At 73.0% G+C, this 24,024-nt stretch carries 26 protein-coding genes and 1 tRNA gene; 15 read left to right on the top strand and 12 right to left on the bottom strand.

The window, feature by feature from the left end:
* Positions 1–74 precede the first annotated feature (74 nt).
* Positions 75–692, top strand: coding sequence for a LytR C-terminal domain-containing protein (locus ACH4C6_RS16635; RefSeq protein WP_398109366.1), 618 nt, complete (start codon positions 75–77; stop codon positions 690–692).
* Between the two features lie 86 nt (positions 693–778).
* Here the strand turns inward: ACH4C6_RS16635 and upp are convergent, their stop codons facing one another.
* The gene (gene upp, locus ACH4C6_RS16630; RefSeq protein WP_398109277.1) at positions 779–1,414 is read right to left on the bottom strand and encodes a uracil phosphoribosyltransferase; all 636 of its coding nucleotides are present in this window, start codon (positions 1,412–1,414) and stop codon (positions 779–781) included.
* A 258-nt stretch (positions 1,415–1,672) separates the two neighbouring features.
* Between upp and ACH4C6_RS16625 the strand changes: the two genes are divergently transcribed.
* The 8 genes from ACH4C6_RS16625 (at position 1,673) to ACH4C6_RS16590 (ending at position 6,238) form a co-directional block, all read left to right on the top strand.
* On the top strand, positions 1,673–1,852 hold the full coding sequence (locus ACH4C6_RS16625) for a hypothetical protein (RefSeq protein ID WP_398109365.1): 180 nt from the start codon (positions 1,673–1,675) through the stop codon (positions 1,850–1,852).
* A 275-nt stretch (positions 1,853–2,127) separates the two neighbouring features.
* Positions 2,128–2,673, top strand: a complete 546-nt coding sequence (locus ACH4C6_RS16620; protein WP_398109276.1) for a hypothetical protein — start codon at positions 2,128–2,130, stop codon at positions 2,671–2,673.
* A gap of 68 nt (positions 2,674–2,741) precedes the next feature.
* Entirely contained in the window at positions 2,742–3,173 is a 432-nt protein-coding gene (tadA, locus tag ACH4C6_RS16615; protein WP_398109364.1) for a tRNA adenosine(34) deaminase TadA, read from the top strand.
* A gap of 67 nt (positions 3,174–3,240) precedes the next feature.
* Positions 3,241–3,325, top strand: a tRNA-Ser gene (locus ACH4C6_RS16610).
* A gap of 117 nt (positions 3,326–3,442) precedes the next feature.
* Positions 3,443–3,619, top strand: a complete 177-nt coding sequence (locus tag ACH4C6_RS16605) for a hypothetical protein (RefSeq protein ID WP_398109275.1) — start codon at positions 3,443–3,445, stop codon at positions 3,617–3,619.
* Positions 3,619–3,912 carry a Dabb family protein gene (locus ACH4C6_RS16600; RefSeq protein WP_398109274.1) on the top strand — a complete coding sequence of 98 codons (294 nt, stop codon included), beginning with the start codon at positions 3,619–3,621 and terminating at the stop codon, positions 3,910–3,912. The genes ACH4C6_RS16605 and ACH4C6_RS16600 overlap by 1 nt, the downstream gene beginning before the upstream one ends.
* A 189-nt stretch (positions 3,913–4,101) precedes the next feature.
* The gene (locus ACH4C6_RS16595; protein ID WP_398109273.1) at positions 4,102–5,067 is read left to right on the top strand and encodes an RNA polymerase sigma factor SigF; all 966 of its coding nucleotides are present in this window, start codon (positions 4,102–4,104) and stop codon (positions 5,065–5,067) included.
* A 268-nt stretch (positions 5,068–5,335) separates the two neighbouring features.
* Complete coding sequence (locus ACH4C6_RS16590) at positions 5,336–6,238, top strand: RNA polymerase sigma factor SigF (protein WP_398109272.1); 903 nt, start codon at positions 5,336–5,338, stop codon at positions 6,236–6,238.
* Between the two features lie 225 nt (positions 6,239–6,463).
* Here the strand turns inward: ACH4C6_RS16590 and ACH4C6_RS16585 are convergent, their stop codons facing one another.
* The gene (locus tag ACH4C6_RS16585) at positions 6,464–6,658 is read right to left on the bottom strand and encodes a hypothetical protein (RefSeq protein ID WP_398109271.1); all 195 of its coding nucleotides are present in this window, start codon (positions 6,656–6,658) and stop codon (positions 6,464–6,466) included.
* 215 nt (positions 6,659–6,873) lie between these two features.
* Between ACH4C6_RS16585 and ACH4C6_RS16580 the strand changes: the two genes are divergently transcribed.
* The 3 genes from ACH4C6_RS16580 (at position 6,874) to ACH4C6_RS16570 (ending at position 10,829) form a co-directional block, all read left to right on the top strand.
* Positions 6,874–7,362, top strand: coding sequence for a MarR family winged helix-turn-helix transcriptional regulator (locus ACH4C6_RS16580; protein ID WP_398109270.1), 489 nt, complete (start codon positions 6,874–6,876; stop codon positions 7,360–7,362).
* Positions 7,363–7,375: 13 nt separating this feature from the next.
* Complete coding sequence (locus ACH4C6_RS16575) at positions 7,376–9,916, top strand: MFS transporter (protein ID WP_398109269.1); 2,541 nt, start codon at positions 7,376–7,378, stop codon at positions 9,914–9,916.
* Positions 9,917–10,007: 91 nt separating this feature from the next.
* Positions 10,008–10,829, top strand: coding sequence for a YceI family protein (locus ACH4C6_RS16570; RefSeq protein WP_398109268.1), 822 nt, complete (start codon positions 10,008–10,010; stop codon positions 10,827–10,829).
* Here the strand turns inward: ACH4C6_RS16570 and ACH4C6_RS16565 are convergent.
* Both ACH4C6_RS16565 and ACH4C6_RS16560 read right to left on the bottom strand, forming a co-directional pair.
* Entirely contained in the window at positions 10,812–11,513 is a 702-nt protein-coding gene (locus ACH4C6_RS16565; RefSeq protein ID WP_398109267.1) for a GAF and ANTAR domain-containing protein, read from the bottom strand. The genes ACH4C6_RS16570 and ACH4C6_RS16565 overlap by 18 nt on opposite strands.
* 56 nt (positions 11,514–11,569) lie before the next feature.
* Entirely contained in the window at positions 11,570–12,292 is a 723-nt protein-coding gene (locus ACH4C6_RS16560; protein ID WP_398109266.1) for an ANTAR domain-containing protein, read from the bottom strand.
* A 220-nt stretch (positions 12,293–12,512) separates the two neighbouring features.
* Here ACH4C6_RS16560 and ACH4C6_RS16555 point away from each other — a divergent pair, with 220 nt between their 5' ends.
* Both ACH4C6_RS16555 and ACH4C6_RS16550 read left to right on the top strand, forming a co-directional pair.
* A complete protein-coding gene (locus tag ACH4C6_RS16555) occupies positions 12,513–12,866 on the top strand; it encodes an STAS domain-containing protein (RefSeq protein ID WP_398109265.1) in 354 nt (117 codons plus the stop codon).
* Positions 12,867–12,876: 10 nt separating this feature from the next.
* Positions 12,877–13,347 carry a PPOX class F420-dependent oxidoreductase gene (locus ACH4C6_RS16550; RefSeq protein ID WP_398109264.1) on the top strand — a complete coding sequence of 157 codons (471 nt, stop codon included), beginning with the start codon at positions 12,877–12,879 and terminating at the stop codon, positions 13,345–13,347.
* A 29-nt stretch (positions 13,348–13,376) separates the two neighbouring features.
* Here ACH4C6_RS16550 and ACH4C6_RS16545 read toward each other — a convergent pair whose 3' ends face one another.
* From ACH4C6_RS16545 to ACH4C6_RS16510, 8 genes are all read right to left on the bottom strand, one after another.
* Positions 13,377–14,135 carry a TetR/AcrR family transcriptional regulator gene (locus ACH4C6_RS16545; RefSeq protein ID WP_398109263.1) on the bottom strand — a complete coding sequence of 253 codons (759 nt, stop codon included), beginning with the start codon at positions 14,133–14,135 and terminating at the stop codon, positions 13,377–13,379.
* 145 nt (positions 14,136–14,280) lie between these two features.
* Positions 14,281–15,777, bottom strand: a complete 1,497-nt coding sequence (locus tag ACH4C6_RS16540; RefSeq protein ID WP_398109262.1) for an MFS transporter — start codon at positions 15,775–15,777, stop codon at positions 14,281–14,283.
* Positions 15,778–15,887: 110 nt separating this feature from the next.
* Positions 15,888–18,026: an ArnT family glycosyltransferase gene (locus tag ACH4C6_RS16535; protein ID WP_398109261.1), complete on the bottom strand. Its 2,139-nt coding sequence runs from the start codon at positions 18,024–18,026 to the stop codon at positions 15,888–15,890.
* A complete protein-coding gene (locus ACH4C6_RS16530; protein ID WP_398109260.1) occupies positions 18,023–19,486 on the bottom strand; it encodes a glycosyltransferase in 1,464 nt (487 codons plus the stop codon). The genes ACH4C6_RS16535 and ACH4C6_RS16530 overlap by 4 nt, the downstream gene beginning before the upstream one ends.
* Positions 19,487–19,500: 14 nt before the next feature.
* Positions 19,501–21,111: an ATP-binding protein gene (locus ACH4C6_RS16525; RefSeq protein ID WP_398109259.1), complete on the bottom strand. Its 1,611-nt coding sequence runs from the start codon at positions 21,109–21,111 to the stop codon at positions 19,501–19,503.
* Positions 21,108–21,848 carry a response regulator transcription factor gene (locus ACH4C6_RS16520; protein ID WP_398109258.1) on the bottom strand — a complete coding sequence of 247 codons (741 nt, stop codon included), beginning with the start codon at positions 21,846–21,848 and terminating at the stop codon, positions 21,108–21,110. The genes ACH4C6_RS16525 and ACH4C6_RS16520 overlap by 4 nt, the downstream gene beginning before the upstream one ends.
* Positions 21,849–21,956: 108 nt before the next feature.
* The gene (locus ACH4C6_RS16515) at positions 21,957–22,829 is read right to left on the bottom strand and encodes a DUF2797 domain-containing protein (RefSeq protein ID WP_398109257.1); all 873 of its coding nucleotides are present in this window, start codon (positions 22,827–22,829) and stop codon (positions 21,957–21,959) included.
* Between the two features lie 210 nt (positions 22,830–23,039).
* Positions 23,040–23,447, bottom strand: a complete 408-nt coding sequence (locus tag ACH4C6_RS16510) for an HGxxPAAW family protein (RefSeq protein WP_398109256.1) — start codon at positions 23,445–23,447, stop codon at positions 23,040–23,042.
* A gap of 96 nt (positions 23,448–23,543) precedes the next feature.
* Between ACH4C6_RS16510 and ACH4C6_RS16505 the strand changes: the two genes are divergently transcribed.
* Positions 23,544–24,020 carry a MarR family winged helix-turn-helix transcriptional regulator gene (locus ACH4C6_RS16505; protein ID WP_398109255.1) on the top strand — a complete coding sequence of 159 codons (477 nt, stop codon included), beginning with the start codon at positions 23,544–23,546 and terminating at the stop codon, positions 24,018–24,020.
* The last annotated feature ends 4 nt before the right edge of the window (positions 24,021–24,024 follow it).

The raw sequence follows: 24,024 nt of genomic DNA, 5'->3' as shown, positions 1-24,024 counted from the left end.
CGAATGATCATCTAGTAGGCATCGTCGCCCGGGCGCACTACGCTGCGCTCATGAGCATGCTGACTCCCCCCGGCATGGGCGGCAAGTACCGCATCACGGGCAACAAGTACCCCCGGATGCGCCGGCCCCGGCGGCACGGCAGGCTCGTCGCCGTCGGCGTGGCCTCCGTCCTGGTGCTCGGCGTGGGCGGCTGGGGCACCCTGCAGCTCATCGACGTCTTCACCGGCGGCGGCCGGAAGGCCTCGGCGACCGGCGGAGGCACCGAGTGCGAGCCGACGACCAGGGCGAGCGCCTCGCCCGTCGCCCGGACCGTGCCCCGGCCGGGCACGATCACCGTGAACGTCCTCAACGCCACCACCCGCGGCGGCCTGGCCAAGAAGACCGCCGACGAGCTGAAGAAGCGCGGCTTCAAGATCGGCGACGTGGGCAACGCGACCAAGCAGTACGACAAGAAGGTCAAGGGCACCGGCGTCCTGCTCGGCCCCTCGGCCGCCCTCGACACCACGCTGCCGGTGCTCGGCACCCAGCTCCCCGGTGCCGAGCGGCGCACCGACGCCACCCGCAAGGGCACCGCCCTCGACCTCGTCATCGGCGACGCCTTCAAGGACCTGGCGAAAAAGCCGGACGCCGACCGGGCCCTGACCGAGATGGCCAGACCCGAGCCGGCGCCCAAGTCGAAGAAGAACTGCTGAGGCCCGCCGCCGGGACACCGGCGGCACACCGGCGGCAGGGCCCGGGGAAACCCGTCCGGGCTACCCGTCCGCGCTACCCGTCCGGGCTACTCGGCCGCCCCGTACATGCGGTCCCCCGCGTCCCCGAGGCCGGGGACGATGTAGCCCTGGTCGTTCAGGTGCTCGTCCACCGAGGCGGTCACGACCGTCACCGGCGTGCCCGCCAGCTCCCGCTCCAGGATCTCCACGCCCTCGGGCGCCGCCAGCAGCACCACGGCCGTCACGTCGTCGGCGCCGCGCCGGATCAGCTCCCGGATCGCCGCGACCAGCGTGCCGCCGGTGGCGAGCATCGGGTCCAGCACGTACACCTGACGTCCCGACAGGTCCTCCGGCATCCGCGTGGCGTACGTGGACGCCTCCAGCGTCTCCTCGTTGCGGATCATGCCGAGGAAGCCCACCTCGGCGGTCGGCAGCAGCCGGACCATGCCGTCGAGCATGCCGAGGCCGGCCCGCAGGATCGGCACCACCAGCGGACGCGGGTGCGACAGCTTGACGCCCGTGGTCCGGGCGACCGGCGTCTGGATGTCGACCTGCTCGGTGCGCACGTCCCGCGTGGCCTCGTAGGCGAGCAGGGTGACCAGCTCGTCGGCGAGACGCCGGAACGTCGGGGAGTCGGTGCGCTGGTCGCGCAGGGTGGTGAGCTTGTGGGCGACCAGAGGGTGGTCGACGACGTGGAGACGCATGGCCACAACATTAACCGGGCAGGGTGACCCCGGCCGCACGGCAAGGTGCCCGCGAGCCCGTCACCCGCTCGCTGGCGTCAAACCGCCCGTCCGGGGGAAGGTGGGAGGGACGGACTGGGGGTGGTGAACCAGATGCCCGACCGGGATGCCCGAGACGATCCGTCGCCGCGCGTGCGGCCGATGAGGAACCCGGCGACCGACCGGAGGCCGGAGACCGGCCGGATGCCGACGACGGACCGGATGCCGACGACCGACCGGATGCCGGGGAGCGACCGGATGAACGAGACGGACGAGTCGGACGCCGAGCGCCGCAGGCGCCGCGCCCGGTTCCTGCGCGACCTCGCGGAGGCCCGCGCACTGCGCGACCGCGTGCAGCCGCGCCGCGCCAAGACGGCCCGGCTGCGGCACGCGATGCGCATGCGCACGTTCCGCTGGTAGGGAACGGCGGGCGAACCGGCGGCGAAGATCGCGAACCGCGCGGACGTTCTTCGCGGGTGACCGCACCTGGGGCGGGGGAAAGCCGCGTACGATCCGCAGGTGGCGGCAACGAGCGTGCGATCGAAACTGCCGGACACAGGGAGCCGAAGACGTCCCCTGGACGCCTTGTTTCTGCCACGATTCCGAGTGGGCGGGGCTCGGACGAGCACTCCCGCCCGCAACCTCCGCCGGGGGGACCCCCAACCGGCACGCCTCAGACCAGTGGGAGAGTCACGGTGTACTTCGCCGCACTGCTCGCGCGCACCGAAGACGGGTGGGAAGCGAGCGACACAGAGCTCGACGATGTGGAGACCCTGTCGGATCTCGCCGACCTGGCCCGTGAAGCCTCCCCCGACGAGGACACGGTGCTCGTGCTCATCGAGCAGGAGGACGCCTGGTTCGGCGTCGTCCGCGTGGACGGCGAGGAAGACCCTCGTATCTACGTCTCGGACGCCGCCGCCGCTGCCCGCAGCAGCTACGGCGAGATCCTGCTCACCGACGAGCTGCTCGGCCGGGATCCGGGCGCCGACGCCTCGGACGACCTCGACGCCCTCGACCTCGACGGCACCGAGGACGGCGAGTCCGACGACGAGGAGGCCGACGACGGCGGCGACGGGGCGGCCGGCTCCGCCGACGCCGTGCCGCACGGCCCGGTGGGCGACGCCGCGGTCCTCGACGACCTCGGCGTGAGTGAGAAGGAGCTGCGCTCCATGACCACCGACGCCGTCACCGAGATCGCCGAGTCACTGGGCGCCTCGGAGACCCTGGAGACGGTCCGCTGACCGCTCGCACCGACGCGGGGCCGCCGGACCCGGTGCCCGATCCCGTTCGGGACCCCTGGCGGCCCGCCATGCGCCTCGCCCTGGACCAGGCCGCCGAGGCCGCCCGGGGCGGGGACGTCCCGGTCGGCGCCGTCGTCCTGGCGCCGGACGGCACGACCGTGATCGCGACCGGGCACAACGAGCGCGAGGCCGGCGGCGACCCCACCGCACACGCGGAGGTCCTCGCCGTCCGGCGGGCCGCGGCCGCCCTCGGGCAGTGGCGGCTGGCCGGCTGCACCCTCGTGGTCACGCTGGAGCCCTGCACGATGTGCGCGGGCGCCGTCCAGCAGTCCCGCGTCGACCGGCTCGTGTACGGCGCCCGCGACGACAAGGCCGGTGCCGCCGGCTCACTGTGGGACCTGCTGCGCGACCGCCGGCTCAACCACCGCCCCGAGGTGATCGAGGGCGTGCTCGGGGACGAGTGCGCCCTGCTGCTCACGCAGTTCTTCCGCGACCGCTGAAGGACCGCCGGGAGGTCGCCGCAAACCGATTTCGAAGCACGCCGCACCTTGCTGTAAGGTCTCCCTCGGTAGCGTGTCCGAGCGGCCGAAGGAGCTCGCCTCGAAAGCGAGTGTGGCGCAAGTCACCGAGGGTTCAAATCCCTCCGCTACCGCTGAAGAAGGGCCCCGTCGCGAGACGGGGCCCTTCGTGCGTTCCGCCCCTTCGGGGTGCGCGCGGCTTCGTGCGATCATGTGCGCTGCATGGGACACCAGTGACAGGGGAGGCCGCGATGGCGGTGAACGCGAAGAAGGTCGCCGTCTACGTCCTCGTGGTCTTCGCGCTGTACGTGATCATCACGGACCCGGAAACGGCGGCCGACTACGTCCTCATAGGGTTCCAGGGCATCTCGGACGCCGCCGCGGCCCTCGGCGACTTCGCCACCTGGGTCGCCAAGGGAGGAAAGTAATGATCCGCCACCTGGTCCTCTTCAAGCTCCACGAGGGCGTCGAGCGTGACGACCCCCGGGTCGTGAAGGGCGTCGAGGCCTTCCGCGCCCTCGACGGCAGAATCCCCGAGATCCGCCACTGGGAGCTCGGCTGGAACATCAGCGACCGCCCCATCGCGTACGACTTCGCCATCAACTCCGCCTTCGAGGACGCCGAGTCGCTGCGGCGCTACGTCGAGCACCCCGACCACCAGGCCGGCGTCGCGTTGTGGCGGGAGTTCGCCACCTGGGTGATCGCCGACTACGCGTTCTGACCCGGCCGCACCGAGCTGCCCCGAGCCCCCCGTCGTCGTGACGGGGGGCTCTCGCGTACCGCTGTTCAGTTTTGCGGGCTTTCATCCCTCAACACGGAGTGATTGGGTGCTTGCACACAGTGCACATGTCTTGTGATGCTATGACCGCTTTTGATGGGAAGAGTTGACCGATGAGTTGACGATGACGAGGTGGAGTTGACCGTGCTGGCCAGTACCGCACCTCAGGCACCGTCCCCTCAGGCGCCCGCCCCTCAGGCGCCCGCCCCGCAGGCGCCCGGCCCGCAGGCACCCGCTCCCCAGGCGCCCGTCCCGCAGGGACCGGTTCCTCAGGCGCCCGTCCCGCAGGGACCGGCCCAGCAGGCGCCCGCCCCGGACGCCGCACCCCAGCGGAGCCGCGGCGCCGACACCCGGGCGCTGACCCAGGTCCTCTTCGCCCAGCTCAAGGAGCTCCAGCCGGGCACGCCGGAGCACGACCGCGTGCGGGGGGCGCTCATCGAGGCGAACCTCCCGCTCGTGCGCTACGCGGCCGCTCGTTTCCGCTCCCGCAACGAGCCGATGGAGGACGTCGTCCAGGTCGGCACGATCGGGCTGATCAACGCCATCGACCGCTTCGACCCGGACCGGGGCGTGCAGTTCCCCACGTTCGCGATGCCGACGGTCGTGGGCGAGATCAAGCGGTACTTCCGCGACAACGTCCGCACGGTCCACGTGCCGCGCCGGCTGCACGAGCTGTGGGTGCAGGTGAACAGCGCGACGGAGGACCTGACGACCTCCTTCGGCAGGTCCCCGACGACCGCGGAGATCGCCGAGCGGCTGCGCATCGGCGAGGACGAGGTGCTCTCCTGCATCGAGGCCGGGCGCTCGTACCACGCGACCTCCCTGGAGGCCGCGCAGGAGGGCGACGGGATGCCGGGGCTGCTGGACCGGCTCGGCTACGAGGACCCGGCGCTGGACGGCGTGGAGCACCGCGACCTCGTACGGCACCTGCTCGTGCAGCTGCCGGAGCGGGAGCAGCGGATCCTGCTGCTGCGGTACTACAGCAACCTCACGCAGTCCCAGATCAGTGCGGAACTCGGCGTCTCGCAGATGCACGTCTCGCGCCTACTCGCGCGTAGCTTCCAGCGGTTGCGGTCTGCGAACAGGATCGAGGCCTGACCGCAAACGCGAGCGACAGGTCACCGGCGGGAGGGAATCGCTCATCAGGGCGGTTGCCGACAGTTCCGGGCCGACACCCCGTCAGACCCCGTGTTTGCAGGGCGGATTCGCGTCTCACATGTCGACAAGTCACTACAGCGTGTTGCCGACATGTGACATTCTGCGGGAAGCGCGTTTGCCGGAGCTTCGGCTCCGGTATTCAGGTGAAGGCTGCGTTCCTCCGACGGGAGCGCCCGCCGCGACCGTCCCGCGACCCAAAGGGGGTGGCATGTCCGCAGAACAGGGCAGCTCGAAGGTGCTCACGCTCGCGGAGAGCGACACAGCTCCCCATGCTCTCGACTCACTCGGCCCCATCGACGAGGCTCCGGCCCTGGTGGCCGAGCCCGTCCCGGCCCTTCCGGCCGCGGGCGCCATCGACACCCGCACCCTGTCCCGCTCCCTGTTCCTGCGGCTGGCGGCGCTCGACGAGGACAGCCCCGAGCGTGCGTACGTCCGTGACACGCTGATCGAGCTGAACCTGCCGCTGGTGCGGTACGCGGCCGCGCGTTTCCGGTCGCGGAACGAGCCGATGGAGGACATCGTCCAGGTCGGCACGATCGGGCTGATCAAGGCGATCGACCGGTTCGACTGCGAACGGGGCGTGGAGTTCCCGACGTTCGCGATGCCGACGGTGGTCGGGGAGATCAAGCGGTTCTTCCGGGACACCTCGTGGTCGGTGCGGGTGCCGCGGCGGCTTCAGGAGCTGCGGCTCGCGCTGACGAAGGCGAGCGACGAGCTCTCGCAGAAGCTGGACCGCTCGCCCACGGTCACCGAACTCGCCTACGTGCTCGGGGTGTCCGAGGAGGACGTGGTCGACGGGCTCGCGGTGGGGAACGCGTACACGGCGTCCTCGCTGGACTCGCCCGCACCGGAGGACGACGGCGGCGAGGGGTCGCTGGCGGACCGCCTGGGGTACGAGGACACGGCGCTGGAGGGTGTGGAGTACCGCGAGTCCCTCAAGCCGCTGCTGGCCAAACTCCCGCCCCGGGAGCGGCGCATCATCATGCTGCGGTTCTTCGCGAACATGACGCAGTCGCAGATCGGCGAGGAGGTCGGCATCTCGCAGATGCACGTCTCCCGGCTGCTGACGCGGACGCTGGCGCAGTTGCGGGAAGGCCTGATCTCGGACTGATCCCGGGCCGGTCCCACTGAAGTGGAGGGCTGGGGCGCGGTCGTTCGTGACCGCGCCGTTCGCCTGTGCCTATCGCCGGGTGTGGGTCGGGGCCGCGCCGGGGGGTGTCCGTCCTCGGAACGGCGCGATCGACTTGCGTGCCGACTGACTGTTCGTTGACGCGCCAACCAGCTGCGGGCGGACACCCCCCGACACGGCCCCTTGCGCCGTCCCTGCGGGTGCGGGTTACGACATGGCCAGCCAGGCGACGCCCGCGATGATCGCCAGCGCGACGACGACGCCGACGACGAGGCCGATGCGCGGTCCGCCGGAGGTGGCCGCGGCCTGGCGGCCCTGCGGCGCCTCGTCGACGAAGGCGCGGAACATCTGGGTGTTGCCGGCGGGGTCGTGATTGCCCTGCGGGGCCTGGTTGTTAGCCATGGCCCGAGACCCTAGCGAAAACGGCGGGGCTCCCCAAGTGGGGGTTGTCGCTCCGCTTCCGGTCGCGCCATCAGTGACGTCAGGGTCGCCACCTGCGCGTTTACTCTCGCAATACTTGCCTTTGCCAAGTTTTGGGTCCGCATGGGCCCTTTTTATTTGCCTGCAGCAACCAACCGCTCCTATGGTTGCCCTAAGCAACGAAAGCGGGAGGTGTCATGGCCGGGAAGGCGCAGTACGAAGAGCTGGTGCGCCAGTTCAGCGCCTTCGGCGCCGTGAAGCGGGAGCTGGGCCGGATCATGCCGGCCGAGTGCCCCGGCGGCTCGGCGGCCGTACTGACGCTGCTGGGACGGCACGGCGACATGCGCATGAGCAAGCTCGCCGAGCTGCTCGCGGTGGACATGTCGGTCACCAGCCGTCACGTGGCGCACGTCGTGGACCGGGGCTGGATCGAACGCTCCCCCGACCCGGCGGACAAGCGCTCACGCATCCTGCGCCTCACGCCCGAGGGCCACGCGCAGCTCGACGAGCTGTCCCGGCGGACCACCGACGTCCTCGCCGAGCGCCTGAGCGACTGGACCGACGAGGAGGTCGGCCGGCTCACGGAGCTGATGGCGCGGCTGCGAGAGAGCTTCGACTGCCGTCCCGCGACCAGGGCCGCACCGCCCGCTTTCGAACGGACCACCCGTACACCCGCAAGCACGTAAGTAAAGGAAGCCCATGGCAACGACCACACCAGCCGGTGTGCGGGCTCATGCCAAGCACGGGGGAGGCTCCCACGGCTCCTCCGGCGACGCTCCGATGACGCACCGGCAGATCATGGAGGCCCTCACCGGCCTGCTGCTCGGCATGTTCGTCGCGATCCTGTCGTCGACGATCGTCTCGAACGCCCTGCCCCGCATCATCGGGGACCTCGGTGGCGGCCAGAGCGCCTACACCTGGGTCGTGACCGCGTCCCTGCTGACGATGACCGCCACCACCCCGCTGTGGGGCAAGCTGGCGGACCTGTTCTCCAAGAAGCTGCTGATCCAGATCGCGCTGGTCGTCTTCGTCCTGGGGTCGGCCGCGGCGGGCATGTCGCAGAACCCCGGCATGCTGATCACGTTCCGCGCCGTGCAGGGCATCGGCATGGGCGGTCTGTCCGCCCTGGCCCAGATCATCATGGCGGCGATGATCTCGCCGCGTGAGCGCGGCCGGTACAACGGCTACCTGGGCGCCGTCTTCGCCACCGCGATGGTCGGTGGTCCCCTGGTCGGCGGTGTCATCACCGACACCGACTGGCTCGGCTGGCGCTGGTGCTTCTATGTCGGCGTGCCCTTCGCCGTGATCGCCCTGATCGTGCTGCAGAAGACCCTGCACCTGCCCGTGGTGAAGCGGAAGGTCAAGGTCGACTGGGCCGGCGCCTTCTTCATCACCGCGGCCGTCTGCCTGCTGCTCATCTGGGTCACCTTCGCCGGTGACAAGTACGACTGGGTCTCCTGGCAGACCTACGCCATGGTCGGCGGTTCCGTGGCGCTGCTCGCCCTGTTCGTCCTGGTCGAGGCCAAGGCGAGCGAGCCGATCATCCCGCTGCGGCTGTTCCGCAACCGCACCATCACGCTGGCCTCGCTGGCCTCGCTGTTCGTCGGTGTGGCGATGTTCGCCGGGACCGTCTTCTTCAGCCAGTACTTCCAGCTGGCCCGGGACAAGTCGCCGACGATGTCCGGTGTGATGACGATCCCGATGATCGCTGGTCTGTTCGTCTCCTCCACCGTCTCCGGTCAGATCATCACCCGGACCGGGCGCTGGAAGGGCTGGCTGCTCGCCGGCGGTGTGCTGGTCACGGCCGGACTGGGCCTGCTCGGCACGATCCGCTACGACACCGAGTACTGGCACATAGCGATCTTCATGGCGCTGATGGGCCTCGGCATCGGCATGATGATGCAGAACCTGGTGCTGTGCACGCAGAACCAGGTGGAGGCGGGCGACCTGGGCGCCGCCAGCTCCACGGTGACCTTCTTCCGGTCCCTGGGCGGTGCCGTGGGCGTCTCGGCGCTGGGCGCCGTGCTCGGCAACAAGATCACCGACTACGTCAAGGACGGCCTGGCCGGCCTCGGCGCCAAGGGTGAGGCCCTCGGCCACGCCGGCACGGGCGGCGGCGGCATCCCCGACCTGGACACGATGCCCGCGCCGATCCGCACGGTCGTCGAGAGCGCCTACGGCCACGGTGTCGCGGACGTGTTCCTCTACTCGGCGCCGATGGCCCTGCTCGCCCTGCTGGTGTCGCTGTTCATCAAGGAGGTCCCGTTGAAGACCAGGGGTGCCCTCGCCCAGGCCGCGGAACCGCAGACGCCCGCGGAGGCCCCCGCCGAAGCGGCCGCCGAGTCCCTCGTCGCCGCGGAGAAGGCGGCGCCCCGCTGGGCCGTGTCCGAGACCGGGACCGCCGGCGAGACCGGCCCCGAGGGCACGCAGCGGCTCGCCGCCGTGGCGACCGCGACCCGGGCCGAGGAGTCCGCGCCGGGCGGCGTGCCGGTGCGCGGGTTCGTGCGCGGCAACGAGTCCGCGCCCGTGCCGCAGGCGGCCGTCACGCTGATCTCGCTGGCCGGGCGCCAGCTGGGCCGGTCGGTGGCGCAGGCCGACGGTGCGTACGCGGTCGACGCCCCGGGCCCCGGCTCGTACGTGCTGATCGCCTCCGCCGACGGCTACCAGCCGCAGGCCTCCACGATCGTGGTGAACGGCGAGCCGGTCGCCTACGACGTCCTGCTCAGCGGCACCAGCGGGCTGACCGGCCTGGTGCGCGCCGTGGAGAGCGGGCAGCCGGTCAAGGAAGCCATGGTCATCGTGACCGATGTGCGCGGCGACCTGCTGGCCACCCAGGCCACCGGTGAGCAGGGCGAGTTCTCCTTCGCCGAGCTCGTGCCGGGGGCGGTGACCGTCGCGGTGAACGCCGCCGGGTACCGGCCGCGTGCCCTGCCCGTGGAGGTCGGCGGCACCGGGGTCACCCGGATCGAGGTCGACCTGGAGGCGGGTGCCCGGGTGCAGGGCGTCGTCCGCGCCCCGCACGGACCGCTGGCCGACGCGCGGGTCACGCTCGTCGACCAGGCCGGCAACGTCGTCGGCTCGGCCACGACCGGGACGGACGGGGCGTACGCCTTCACCGACCTGGACGGCGGCGAGTACACCGTCATCGCCACGGGCTACCCGCCGGTGGCCACGGCCCTGACGGTGACCGGCGCCGGCACCGACGGCCACGACATCGAACTCGCCCACCCCGGCGAGTAGCCGACCCCGGCCCGTGGCAGGTGGGCGCGCTCTGAGCGGAGGTGCGCCCCCTGCCACGGGCCGGTCCCTTTTTTCCGAGGAGTTGTACGAGATGGGACTGACCGCACGGATCCGTACCCAGGACGGATGGGCCGTGTCGCACGCGGTCGTCACGGTGGCGGACATGACCGGCGCGCAGGTGCTGCGGGCCGAGGCCGACGCGGAGGGCGCCGTCCGGGACGCGACACCGCTGCAGCCGGGGGCGTACACCGTGATCGTCACGGCCGTCGGGTACGCGCCCGCCGCGTCGAGCGTGATCGTGACGGCGAGCGGGCGGGCCGAGGCCGGCACGGTGACGCTGGCCCGCCAGGGCGGCACCGAGCTGCCGCCGCCCGGGCCGTGGACCGTGGACCCGGTGCACTCCAGCGTGGCCGCCGTGGCACAGCACCTGGGCATCTCCAGCGTGCACGGCCGGTTCACGGAGTTCTCCGGCGCGATCGAGATCGCCCCGGACGACGTCACCAAGTCGCGCGTGGAGGCGGTGATCCGGGCCGCGTCCATCGACACCGGCAACGGCATGCGCGACGGGCACCTGAAGTCGCCGGACTTCCTGGACGTCGAGCGCTTCCCGGAGATCACCTTCCGGTCCACGGGCCTGACGGCGAACGGGTCCGACCGGTGGACCGTGCACGGCGAGCTGGGCATGCACGGCGTCGTGCGGCCGGTCGACCTGGACCTGGCCTACCTCGGCACCGGCCCGGACCCGTGGGGCGGCACCCGCGCGGCGTTCCGCGCCACGACCGAACTGCGCCGCGAGGACTTCGCGATGAACTACAACCAGGTCCTCCAGGCGGGCATCGCCGCCATCGGCACCACGCTCAGGGTGGAACTGGACATCCAGGCCGTGCAGGGCGAGTCACTGCCGGCGGTGTGAGCCCGGGGCGGACACCTTCGCCACCAACTGGCCGCACAGGTCGCGCAGTTTGACGTTGCGGTCCTGTGAGGCCCGGCGCAGCCGCTCCAGCGCGGTACGCGCGTCGAGGCCCTCCCGGGCCATGAGGATGCCGATCGCCTGGTCGATGACGCTGCGGGAGAGCAGCGCGGTGCGCACGTCGGCCGCGGACTGGCGGCGGCTCTCGATGGCCAGCGCCATGTCGATCGCCTCCCCCGCCCGGGCGGCGAAGGCCCGGGCCGCCTCCCGGCCCGGGCCCAGGTCGTCCGCCCCGGTGCCGTAGAAGTTGATGGCGGCGCCGCTCCCGCCCTCGACGGTGACCGGGACCGCCAGCACGCAGCGGACACCCACGGACAGCGCGTACGCGGTGTACGCCGGCCAGCGGGTCTGCGCCGCCAGGTCCGGGGCGTACTGCTCGCTCCCGGTGTCGGCGGCGTCCACGCAGGGCCCCGCGCCGTTCTCGTACTGACGCAGGTCGAGGCCGCTCGGCATGCCGTCGCTGCCCGCCAGCGTGAGCAGCCGGCCGGCCCGGCGCACCGTGACGCTGCACGCGGCGGCGCCCGGCACCTCCTGGACCGCACGGTCGGTCAGATCGCGCAGCAGGGTGTCGAGACCACTGCTGCGCACCATCGCCTGGTCCAGCGTGCCGGATGTCTCGGAGCTCATGCCGTACGGGTATCCCGTCGTCCCGCGAACACGCCCCGCGGGCAAGCGGGCTTCGCTCAGGGCGTGTTGTGCGTGTCGACGATCCGGCGGGCGATGGCGCGCAGTTTCACGTTCTCCCGCTGCGAGGCGCGCACCAGGCTGTCGAAGGCCGCGGCCGCGTCGACGCCCTGGCGTTCCATGAGGATCCCGGTGGCCTGGCCGATCAGGTCGCGGGTGTGCATGGCCTCGGTGAGCTGCTCGTGCACGGTCGCCGTGTCCAGGGCGATGCTGACGTGCGCGGTGAACAGCCGGCCGATGCGCGTGGCGTCCTCGTCGAAGGCGCCCGGCTTACGCGCGTAGGCGGTGAGCACGGTCAGCCGGCGGCGGTCGGCGCGCAGCCGCAGCGACAGCGCCGAGCGCAGGCCCAGCGCCGCCAGCGCGTCCCCGCCGTCGTCGGCCTCGCTGTCCGCTATCGACGCCACCGGGCTGTCCCACAGCCGGTCCCAGTGCGCGTGCTCCTCGCCTCCGGTGTGCCCGGCCTCGGCGGCGCGGACCACGTCGTCGGTGCAGGCGAGCGTGCGGGGCGTGCTGCCGCGCTCGAACTCGGAGATCCCGGCGTGATCGGCGCCGGGCAGGATGTCCACGGCCAGCCGGGCCGCCGTGCGGAGAGTGCCGTCCGGTGTGAGGGTTTCGTGCAGGTGCTGAGATGCCGCCGTGAGCGCCTCGGCCAGCTCGAAGCCAGCCGTAAAACGGGGCAAACCAGGAAACTCGGACGCAGCCACCACGAACCTCTTCGGCATGCACGGCCATGGCCGTGCGCAGGAGAGCTCCGCAGCACATTCCCGACTGCGAGCACAGGACGGACAGCACTCTAACTGTTCGGTTGCCTGGAAGTGACGCCCGGCCGACGGCGGCCGGGCCAGGGCCGCTTCCGTCCCCGCCGCCCGGCGTGATGAAATGGCTGCGGGTCAGGAAGCGGCCTTACCGGTAACCGGACGAACGTCTGCCAGGTGAGCGCCCGTGACCTTCTTCCCGAAACCCACAGAGCCGCACGACCTGCCCGGCCGCGTCCATCTCGCCATGCCCGCGGAGATCGACTTCACCACCGCCGGGAAGCTGCTCCCGCACATCATGTCCGCAGCACGGGACCGCGGTGACCGGCTGGAGGTCCTGGTCCTGGACCTGACCACGACCTCCTTCATGGACTCCCAGGGCATCCGCCTGATCAACGACGTACGGCACCGGCTGCGCCCGGGCGCGCGCGTCCGTCTGGTGGCCCGCCCGGAGGGCATCGCGAGCCGCGTGCTGGAGCTGACGGGGATGCGCCGGGACGTGCCCGTGTACGACAACCTCGCCGAGGCCCTGGCGACGTAGGCTGCCGGGCATGGCACCGAACATCGCGACGAACACCCGTGTCTCCCTGGACGAGTTGCTCGATTTCGTACGCCCCCGCCACCGCGCGATCCTGCTCACCCGCAGGGGTGACGGCAGCCCTCAGGGCTCGCCGCTCACCTGCGGCGTGGACGACTCGGGCCGGATCGTGGTGTCCACCTACCCGGAGCGGGCCAAGACCCGCAACGCCAAGCGGGACCCGCGCGTGAGCCTGATCGTGCTCAGCGACGACTTCGACGGCCCCTGGGTGCAGATCGACGGCACGGCCGAGGTGGTCGACGCGCCCGAGTCCGTCGAGCCGCTCGTGGAGTACTACCGGAACATCGCCGGGGAGCACCCGGACTGGGACGAGTACCGCACGGCCATGGTCCGGCAGGGCAAGTCGGTCATCCGGATCACCCCGCAGCGCTGGGGGCCGGTGGCCACCGGCGGTTTCCCGGCGCGGCTCGTCGACGGGGCGTAGCACCTCGGGCCGCTGCTCGCGGCCGGTCCTCACCCGCGGCCGGCCATCGCCTCGATCCCGGCGATCAGCAGCTCCAGCGCGAACTCGAAGTCGCGCTCCAGCATCTCGGCGACGGTGTCGCCCCCGCGCGCCGCCATGATCTCCTGGGACTCCCGGACGACCTCGGCGGCCTGCGGGGCGGCCGCCACGGTGGTCAGGGCCTCCTGGAAGTACTCGTCCACCGTCAGCCCGCCCGCCGCGGCCCGGGTGGCGAGATGCCCCTCCAGCGTCCCGTAGCCGTAGACGAACTGGAAGACGGCGGAGATCGTGCTGGTCATGCGCCTGGCGGGCAGCCCGGTCCGGCGCACCACGCGCTGGACGACCCGGGAGAACGCCAGGTTGTTGGGGCCGATGTTGAGGTAGGCGCCGACCAGCGGGGACACCCACGGGTGGCGCACCAGCAGCGTCCGGTACTCCCGGGCCAGCGCCCGCACCTGCTCGCGCCAGTCCTCCCCGGCGTCCGGGTCGGGCAGCCGCATCTCGCCCATGACCTGGTCCAGGGCGAGTTCGAGGAGGTCGTCCTTGGTGTCGACGTACCAGTAGACGGACATCGCGGTGACGTTCAGCTCACCGGCCAGGCGCCGCATCGAGAACCCGGCCAGTCCCTCCGCGTCCAGCAGCCGCACGCTGGCCTCGACGATGCGCGTGCGGTCCAGCCCCGAGGGCTGCCCGCCGCCGCGCCGCCGGTGCGCCCCGCCCTCCAGCCAGACGCTGGTCCGCGGCTTGTCCTGCCGGGCCGTCCTCGCCATGGCGCACCTTCCTCGATCATCCGACGCGGCTCATGCTAGACGTGCCGTCACCACCGGGCGCGGGGCTGTGCCGACGGGCGCGCGACCGCGCGGGCGTGATCGGCACGGCGGACCGGCACCCGCGGTGAGCGCCGGCTCCTGGCCCTCAGTCGGCTGCTGCCCGCTCGGCCCGCCGGAGCAACGCGGCCGCGACGAGTCCGCCCGCCAGTACGGCGACCGCCCCGACCAGCTGACTGGTCTCCAGGCCGGAGGCGAACGCGTCGGAGATGCGGGCCTTCTCCTCGGCCGAGTCGGCCGCCGCCAGCGCCGCCGGCAGCGAGGCGGCGGACACGGCCACGAGCGAGGCGAAGCGGGCGTTGAGCACCGCGCCGAGCACCGCGACGCCCAGCCCGTTGCCGAACTCCGCGAGGGTCCCGTTGATCCCCGCGCCCACGCCCGCCTTCTCGGGTGGGATCGCCCCCATGATCGCGTTGGCCATCGCGGGCATCGACAGGGCGACGCCGGCGCCCATCACGACCAGCCCGAGCAGCATCCCGCCGTACCCGTGCGCGCCGAGCAGCGCGATCGACGCGAGACCGGCCGACACCAGGGTCATGCCGAGTGCGATCGCCGCGGGCGTGCCCGCCTTGAGCACCAGCTTCGCGCCGACGCCGGTGAAGTTGAGCGCCACGACGGTCAGCGCCAGCGGGGCGGTGCGCAGCCCCGCGTCCAGCGGCTCGTAGCCGAGGACGAACTGGAGGTGCTGGGTGAGCAGGAACAGCGACCCCGTCATGCCGAACGCCACGAGGATCGCGCCCGCCACCGCGCCGACGAACCGCTGGTCGCGGAAGAAGTGCATGTCGAGCATCGGGTGCTCGGTGCGCAGCTCCCACAGCACGAACAGGCCGAGCACCACCAGGCCGATCAGCGCGGGGAGCAGCACCTGGCCCGAGGTCCAGCCGTGTTCGGGCCCGGTGATGATCGCGTACACGGCGGCCGTCATGCCGATGGTGGACAGCACCGCCCCGAGCAGGTCGGGCCGGTCGCCGGCCCTGTGCTTCGACTCCGGCACGAGCGCGGTGACCGCGACGAGGCCGAGCAGGGCGACCGGGATGTTGACGATGAAGATCGCGCCCCACCAGAAGTGGTCGAGCATCACCCCGCCGATCAGCGGCCCGGCCGCGAAACCGAGCGAACTGACCGTCGACCACAGCCCGATGGCCTTCACCCGTTCCTGGTCGTCGAAGACCTGCACGACGACGGCGAGCGTCGTGGTCATCAGCAGCGCACCGCCGACGCCCATGCCCGCACGGGCCGCGATGAGCTGGCCCGGGCTCTGGGACAGCCCAGCGGCGAGGGAGCCCACACCGAAGATCGCCAGGCCGGTCATCAGCATCAGCTTGCGGCCGTAGCGGTCGGCGGAGTTGCCCGCGGTGAGCAGCAGACCCGCCTGCACCAGCGAGTAGGCGTTGATCATCCACTGGACGTCGGCGGTCGAGGCGTCCATCTCGCGGGTGAGCGAGGGGATCGCCACGTTCAGGATCGTGTTGTCGAGCAGCACGGTGAGCTGGGCGAGGCAGATGACACCGAGGATCAGCCAGCGCTGGGGATGGCCGGAGGGTGCCGCCTGCGGCGGGGCCGTCTCCCGGGAGGACGTCGTCATGTTCTACACCGTAGAACCATTGCCTTACGGTGTACAACAGACTTTCGCCGGGCCCGCCGAGGGGCGGTGGCTTCCGGCCACCGCCCCTCACCCGCCCCCGCCGGGCAGGGTCAGCCGCTGGTCCTGCTCGTGAGGTCGTAGAAGGTGGACGACCCGGCCGTGACCTTGGTGAAGGTGGCCTCCACCCAGGCCGTGATCTGCGCGGAGGCGCCGTCGGAGCCGCCGCCCATGCCACCGCCGGTGCCGGACGCGATGAAGTAGTGGATCCGCCCGTCGGCCACGTACTGCTGGAACTGCGCGAGGGTCGGGGACGGGTCGGTGCCGTTGAAGCCGCCGACGGCCATCACCGGCTCGCCCGTGGACAGCTGGTAACTCGCCGCGTTCTGGGCGCCGATGGCCGCCGCGGCCCAGGTGTACCGGTCGGCGCCGGTCGTGAGCAGCTTCTTCGCCCGGTCGCTGACGGACGCGCCGGAGAGCAGGCCGCCTGCGCCGCCGCCCCCGTTCCGCCCGGGCCGTTCCGGCACCTGCCCGCCCTGCTGGTTGCCGCCCTGCCCCGGCATGCCGCCGCCGGGGAGGCCGCCGCCCGGCTGCCCCGGGGCGGTGCCGGTGCCGTCGCGCCGGGTCGGAGCGCCGCCCGGGAAGCCGTCACCGGGCCCGGCGCCAGCGGGGCCGCCACCGCCGCCGGGGCCGCGGCCGCCCGCGACCGCCGGGCCCGCCGTGACGATCGAGCCGGAGTGCCCCTCGTTCACCGTGGTCAGCGTGTACGCCGCCGGGCCCGCCAGCGCCGCGGCGAGCCCCAGGCCCGCCGCTCCCAGCGCGAGCCGCCGTCCCAGCCGGCCGGCGAAGACCAGCCCGAGGGCGGCCGTGAGACCTCCGGCCAGGACCCACCACTTCAGCCACGGCAGGTAGCCGGCGGAGCGGTTCAGCAGGACGTACCCCCAGACGGCCGTCGCCGTCATGGCGGCGGCCAGGGCCAGGGACGCCCACGCCCGGTCCCTCCTCTCCCAGAGCAGCACCGCGCCCATGCCGGTCAGCGGGGCCACGTAGGGGGCCAGGGCCACCGTGTAGTACTCGTGGAAGATGCCCTGCATGTAGCTGAAGACCAGCATGGTCGTGAGCAGGGCGCCGCCCCAGACGAGGAACGCGGCGCGGGTCGCGGAGGTGCGCCGGGCACCGCGGGTGGCCACCAGGGCGGCGGCCAGCAGGATCAGCGCGGCCGGGATCAGCCAGGAGATCTGGCCGCCGAGGGAGGAGCCGAAGAGCCGGTCCCAGCCGGTCTCGCCCCAGCCGCCGCCCCGGCCGCCGCCCCCGCCGCCGACGCTGCCCGTCTCGTCGCCGTCGAGGCGGCCGAAGCCGTTGTAGCCGAAGGTCAGTTCCAGGAAGCTGTTGTTCTGCGAACCGCCGATGTACGGGCGGGAGGAGGCGGGCCACAGCTCGACCACGGCCACCCACCACCCGCCGGAGACCACGATCGCGGCCAGGCCCGCGGCGAGCTGCCCGAACCGCCGCCGCACCGGTACCGGCGCGCAGACGCCGTACACGAGGGCGAGCGGCGGGAGGACCAGGAACGCCTGGAGGGTCTTGGCGAGGAACGCCGCCCCGATCGCCGCACCGGCCCACACCAGCCACCGGGTCCGGCCGTCCTCCAGCGCCCGCAGGACGAGGGAGCAGGCCAGCGCCATCAGCAGGGCCAGCATCGCGTCCGGGTTGTTGAAGCGGAACATCAGCGCGGCGACGGGCGTGAGCGCGAGCACCGCGCCCGCGATCAGTCCGGCCGCGGGAGCGAACCGGCGGCGGACGGCCGCGTACACGACGGCGACCGTGCCGACGCCCATGAGGACCTCGGGGACGAGGATCGCCCAGGAGCCGAGCCCGAAGAGCCGGACGGACAGGGCCATCGGCCACAGCGCGGCCGGGGGCTTGTCGACGGTGATGGCGTTCGCCGCGTCCAGCGAGCCGAAGAAGAACGCCTTCCAGGACTGGCTGCCCGCCTGGACGGCCGCCGAGTAGAAGGAGTTGGCGTAACCGGAGGCGCTCAGGTTCCACAGATAGAGCAGGGCGGTGGCGGCCAGCAGGGCGAGGAACGCGGGCCGGACCCAGCGGGGGTCCTCGGGCCGTCCGCGCCACAGCCGGTGGGGCAGGGGGTGGCGGGGCGCGCCGGAGGCGGCGGCTGCGGAGGCGGCAGGGCGGGCTTCGCTGCCGGGCGCGGTGTCCGTGCCGGAGGCCGGCCGGTGGAGGTGGACGGTCATCGGTGGTCCCCCGGATCGGTGTCGTGCGTGCGGGCCGGCTGCGGCGCCGGGTGGTGGGGCTCGTGGAGCTGGGGCGACGGCATCTCGTACCGGTGCGCGTGGGGTTGGTGCGACGGCATCTCGTACCGGGGCTCGTGGGGTTGCTGGATCAGGTGGCGCGGGAGCGGGGCCGGCGCACCGGCCGCACCGGGGCTGTTCGCCGTCGCCGGCGTCCCGTCCGTGCGCCGGTCGGGGAAGACCCACGCCCGCAGGAGCAGGAAGCGCAGCACGGTCGCCGCGAGGTTGGCGGCGACCAGGACGGCCAGCTCGGTGGAGTGGGCGGGCGCGGAGGTGGCCGCGCCGAGCGCGGCGAGCGAACTGCTGGTCAGCGCGAGCCCGATGCCGAACACCACCAGACCCTGCGCCTGGTGCCGTACGGCCCCGGCGCGCCCCCGCACCCCGAAGGTGAGCCGCCGGTTGGCCGCCGTGTTGGCGACCGCGGAGACCAGCAGGGCGAGGGCGTTGGCGGTCTGGGGACCCGCGAAGGCGCGGAAGCCGCTGTAGAGCAGCAGGTAGAAGAGGGTGGACAGGGCACCGACCACGCAGAAGCCGACGAGCTGACGGGCCAGCCCGCTCGGCACGTCCTCGATCTCGCGGTCGCGGGGGTCGTCGCCGAACGGCCGGGCCAGCCGGTCCAGCGGCAGCGAGCCGGTGGCCAGGGCCCTGCCGATCCGCCATACGCCCTTGAGGTCGTCGGTCGCGGTCCGCACCAGGTGCACGGACGAGTGGGGGTCGTCGACCCAGTCCACGGGCACCTCGTGGATGCGCAGCCCGGCCCGTTCGGCGAGGACCAGCATCTCGGTGTCGAAGAACCAGCCGGTGTCCTCGATCAGCGGCAGCAGCGCCTGCGCCACATCGCGGCGGATCGCCTTGAACCCGCACTGGGCGTCGGAGAAGCGGGCGTGCAGGGAGCCGCGCAGCACGAGGTTGTACGCCCGGCTGATGAACTCCCGCTTGGGTCCGCGCACGACGCGCGCGCTGCGGGCCAGCCGGGAGCCGATCGCCAGGTCCGAGTGGCCGGAGATCAGCGGCGCGACGAGCGGGAGCAGGGCGTTGAGGTCGGTGGACAGGTCCACGTCCATGTAGGCGAGGACGGGGGCGTCCGAGGCCGACCAGACCTCCCGCAGGGCCCGGCCCCGGCCCTTCTGCTCCAGCCGGACGCTGCCGACCTCGGGTATCTCCGCCGCCAGCCGGGCCGCGACCGCCGGGGTGGTGTCCGTGGAGGCGTTGTCCGCGATCGTGATACGGAACGCGTAGGGGAAGGTGCGGGCCAGGTGCGCGTGCAGCCGGCGCACGCACGGCGGGAGGTCCTTCTCCTCGTTGTGGACGGGGACCACGACGTCCAGGACGGGTGCGGCTGCCGGTGCGGCCGGGAGGTGCTCCCGCGCCGGCAGGGTGCCGGGGAAAGAGTCGGTTCGCATGGGACCGACTGTCGTCAGGCGCCCTGTCGCAGCCGTGTGGTGACGCTGTGGCCCGCCTGTGAGTACGGCTCGCCGTCCCGCTCGGGGCGCGGCGGGTGGGCGGTGGCGGGCAGCCGGAGGGTGAACACGGTCCGCCCGGGGGCGCTGTCGACGCTGACGCCGCCGCCGTGCGCCGCCGCCACGGCCTGCACGATGGCGAGGCCGAGGCCGGTCGAGCCGGTGGCGCGGGACCGGGCGGAGTCACCGCGCGCGAACCGCTCGAAGACGTGCGGGAGCAACTCCGCTGCGATGCCCGGCCCGTCGTCCTCCACGTCGACGCACAGCCACGCGCCGCGCCGCCGGACGCGGGCGGTGACGGTCGTGCCGGGCGGGGTGTGGGTGCGGGCGTTGCCCAGGAGGTTGAGCAGCACCTGCTGCAACCGGGCCGCGTCCGCCGTCACGGGCACCGGCTCGTCGGGCAGGTCGAGCCGCCAGTCGTGGTCCCGGCCGGCCGCGCGGGCGTCGCCGACGGCGTCCACGACGAGCGGCACGAGGTCGGTGTGCCCGAACTGCAGCGGCCGACCGGCGTCCAGGCGGGCGAGCAGCAGCAGGTCCTCGACGAGCAGGGTCATCCGGTCGGCCTCGGACTCGATCCGCCCGAGGGCGTGGCGGGTGTCGGGGCCGACCTGTTCGCGTCCGCGCCGGGTGAGTTCGGCGTACCCGCGGATGGAGGCGAGGGGCGTGCGCAGTTCGTGACTGGCGTCCGCCACGAACTGCCGGACCCGCGTCTCGCTGCACTGCCGGGCGTGCAGCGCGGCGTGCACGTGGTCGAGCATCCGGTTCAGCGCGGCCCCGACCCGCCCGACCTCGGTGTGCGGGTCGGTCTCGGAGTCGGGCACCCGCTCGTTGAGGTGCACCTCGCCGCTGTGCAGGGGGAGTTCGGACACGCGGGTGGCGGTGGCGGCGACCCTGCGCAGGGGGCGGGTGGCCACGCCGACCAGGACGGAACCGGCCAGACCGGCCGCGGCGAGACCGGCGCCGGTGACGCTGATCTCGACCAGGACGAGGGTGTTGACGGTGCTGGTCACGTCCGTGGTGGGGACGGCGACGTAGTAGCTGCCCTTGTCCCCGCTCCTGAAGACGGCCCGGTACTCGCCCAGGCCGGGGACCTCGACGGTCCGCGGCGACCCGTCGGACTGCGGCACTGACATCAGCGCGGCGGTCTGGGCGGAGTTCAGCGACCGGGCGCTCATCCGGTAGTCGTCGCCGGACACGCCGTACTTGGACTCCGTGATCCGGCCGTCCTCGATCCTGGCGGCGATGGTGCCGGCCGGCTGCGGCCCCCGGGTGACGAAGACGGTGAGGCTCTCCTCCTTCAGCAGGGCCGGCGCGCCACCCCCGTTCCCCGCGTCGGGGTCCCGGGGCGGGCTCAGCGCGGCCCGGGACGCGGCGGCGCCGAGCTGCCCGTCGAGCTGTTCGTACAGGTGGGACCGCAACGCGAGCGTCGTCACGGTGCCGATCACCGCGCACACCACGGCGATCAGCACCACGGACGCGACGACGAGCCGCGTCCGCAGCGTGCGGGGGCGGCCCGCCCGGCGGGCGCCCGGCTCGCGCCGGGCACGCGAGCGGGGCCGTCCGCTCACGACGCCGCGGGCTTGATCAGGTAGCCGGCGCCGCGCCGCGTGTGGATCATCGGCTCGCGTCCGGCGTCGATCTTCCGCCGCAGGTAGGAGATGTACAGCTCGACGACGTTGGCCTGCCCGCCGAAGTCGTAGGACCAGACGCGGTCGAGGATCTGCGCCTTGCTGAGCACGCGCCGCGGATTGCGCATCAGGAACCGCAGCAGCTCGAACTCGGTCGCGGTCAGATGGATGCCGTCCCCGCCGCGGGTCACCTCGTGGCTGTCCTCGTCCAGGGTGAGGTCGCCGACGGCCAGCACGGAGCCGGACCGCCGGTCGGCCGCGCCGGAGCGCCGGATCAGCCCGCGCAGCCGTGCGACGACCTCCTCCAGGCTGAACGGCTTGGTGACGTAGTCGTCGCCGCCCGCCGTGAGCCCGGCGATCCGGTCCTCCACCGCGTCCCTGGCGGTGAGGAACAGCACCGGCACGTCCGGCAGTTCCCGGCGCAGCCGCCCGAGGACGGACAGCCCGTCCATGTCGGGCAGCATCATGTCGAGCACGACGGCGTCGGGCCGGAAGCCGCGGGCCGCCCGGACGGCGCCCATGCCGTCACCGGCACTGCGGATCTGCCAGCCCTCGTAGCGCAGAGCCATGGACAGCAGCTCGGTGATCGACGCCTCGTCGTCCACCACCAGCACGCGGACGGGGCTCCCGTCCGGCCTGAGCAGTTCGGTGCGCCCCTGGGGCGAGGTCGTGGTCATGCGGACACGATGGCGGCGGGCTCTGAGAGCGCCCTTTCCCGCGTCTGTGATTTCCCTGAGAAACACCCAGGCACTTCTCAGGCGGCTCCTGGGAGCCGCCGCCCGGCCTCAGAACAACCCGTCCTGCACCCCGGCGTCCTCCCTGAACCGCCGTACCGGCAGCCGCCGTCGGCCCTCCTGGGCAGGACCCAGCTCCCAGCCGGTCAGCAGCCGCGTGTCGAGGACGACGACACCGCTCCCGGTGTCCAGGTGCAGGTCGGGTCCGGCGGCGGCGACCAGCTCCCCACCGATCACACCGCCCGGGACCAGCTCGCGCACCTCCCCCACGGCGGCGGGCAGCCCCGCCAGCCCGAAGACGGCCGTGTGGTCGACGACCCGCAGCGGCGCACGCGCCAGCGACTCGGGCCACCCGGGCAGGGCCACGGCCCGCGCGTGCAGCCCGGTGATCTCCGCGGCCCGCTCCGGTTCCGTCCCGGGCAGCGCCGAGCGCACGGCACGCTTGTCGGCGTACGGGATCCGGTCGGGCACCCGCAGGGCGGCCCGCAGCAGCTCCTCGCTGCGCCGGGCGGCCATCAGGGGCCCCACCCCGAGCCAGGTGAAGCAGACGGCCCCCTGCTCCAGCAGCCGGGCCGGCCCCCGCTCCTCGGCGGTGATCCCGACCTTGACCATGCCGGGCCCGAACCACGCCAGGTAGACGCGGTAGGGCCGGGGATCGTCGGCCAGGGTGTCCGCCGCGACGGAATGGGCCCGGTCCAGCCGCGCGCACTCCTCGCACCGGGCGCCCGTACTGCGCCCCGGCACGGCAGCGGCGACCGGGCACGCGTGCCCCCGAGCCCCCCGGCAGGTCCGCACGCTCCCTTCCGCGACTCCGAAAGCCACGCGTTTCCCCCAGGTCAGCGCGCTGCGCCGGCCTCCGGACCACACCAGCCCGGGCCCGTCCGCCGACCACCGCAGCCCCGCGCACTTCCATGCCTGTGCCATCACCGCCGAGAGTAGGGCCGGGCACTGACAGCAGGGGCAGGCCCCGGCAGCGACGGGCCACGGCGTGGACGGCACACGGCGCGGAGCCGACGGCCGGATCAGCGGCCCGTGCGACGAGCCCCCATGCTCGGCCCCGGCGACGAGCCCCCGTACTCGGCCCTGTCACCGGCACACGCCGCGCGGCGATACGGCGCGGAACCGGCGGCCGGATCAGCGGCCCGTGCCGGTCCCCGCGGCGCCAACGAGGGCCGTCTCCGGCTCCGCCGCCGCGCGCCGCGCGGGCGCCGGTCCGGTCTCCCGGCCGGCGCGCTCCCCGCGCCGCCCCCGGCCGGCCAGCCGGCACCCGAGGCAGTCCGCGTGCCCGCCCGAGGCGGCCGAGTCCCGCACCCGCCATCCCCACTCCTCGCGGGGCCGCGCGCCCGGGCCCTTGCCCCAGCCGGCGAGGTGCAGGGCCCAGGTGACCAGGAGGCCGACCACCACGACGCCGAGCCCCGCGGCGATCAGCAGGCCCGAGGCGGCACAGACACCCGCTCCCGCCACGACGGCCCCGGCGGTGGCGATGCCGAAGCCGATCCACCCGGCGGCCGTGTGCCCGTGGTCATACTGATGTGCGCTCATGTGCGTCCTCCGATCGAGGGCTCGGCCTCCGAGCAGAACCCCTCACAAGCTAAGAGTTTAACAACCCAAACATCTCACGAACTAAGGGATCTGGGAATGCAAGCCAAGCCGCGTCCGGCCGCCACGCCGGAGCAGGCACTGTCGGCGATGGACCAGCTCATCGCGACGCACCTGGTCGGACAGCACGAGATCGCCCAGCAGGTGGGTCTGAGCGTGACCGACCTCACCTGCTTCGGCTATGTCATCGAGGCCGGTGAGAACCACCCCACGGCGGGGGACCTGGCAGCGCGCGTCCACGTCACCACGGGCGCGGTCACGGGCATCCTGAACCGGCTCGAACGGGCCGGCTACATCACCCGCCTCCCCGACCCGGCCGACCGCCGCCGGGTCCGCGTGGCCGCCCGGCCCGACGCGGTCGCCCGGGTGCGCGAGGTCTACGAGCCGTACTACGCCCGCCTCGGGGCGCTCTTCGCGGACTACACGCCCGACGAGATCGCCGTGCTCACGGACTGGTTCACCCGGGCGAGCTCACTGGCCGCGACCTACCTGGAGGAGTACTGCCGCCCCGACTGACCGA

This window comes from Streptomyces sp. NPDC017943 (assembly GCF_044328425.1).
GTDB classification, from domain to species: domain Bacteria; phylum Actinomycetota; class Actinomycetes; order Streptomycetales; family Streptomycetaceae; genus Streptomyces; species Streptomyces djakartensis_A.
The sequence above is the reverse complement of the archived record's forward strand: the minus strand, read 5'-3'. Positions and strand labels throughout refer to the sequence as shown.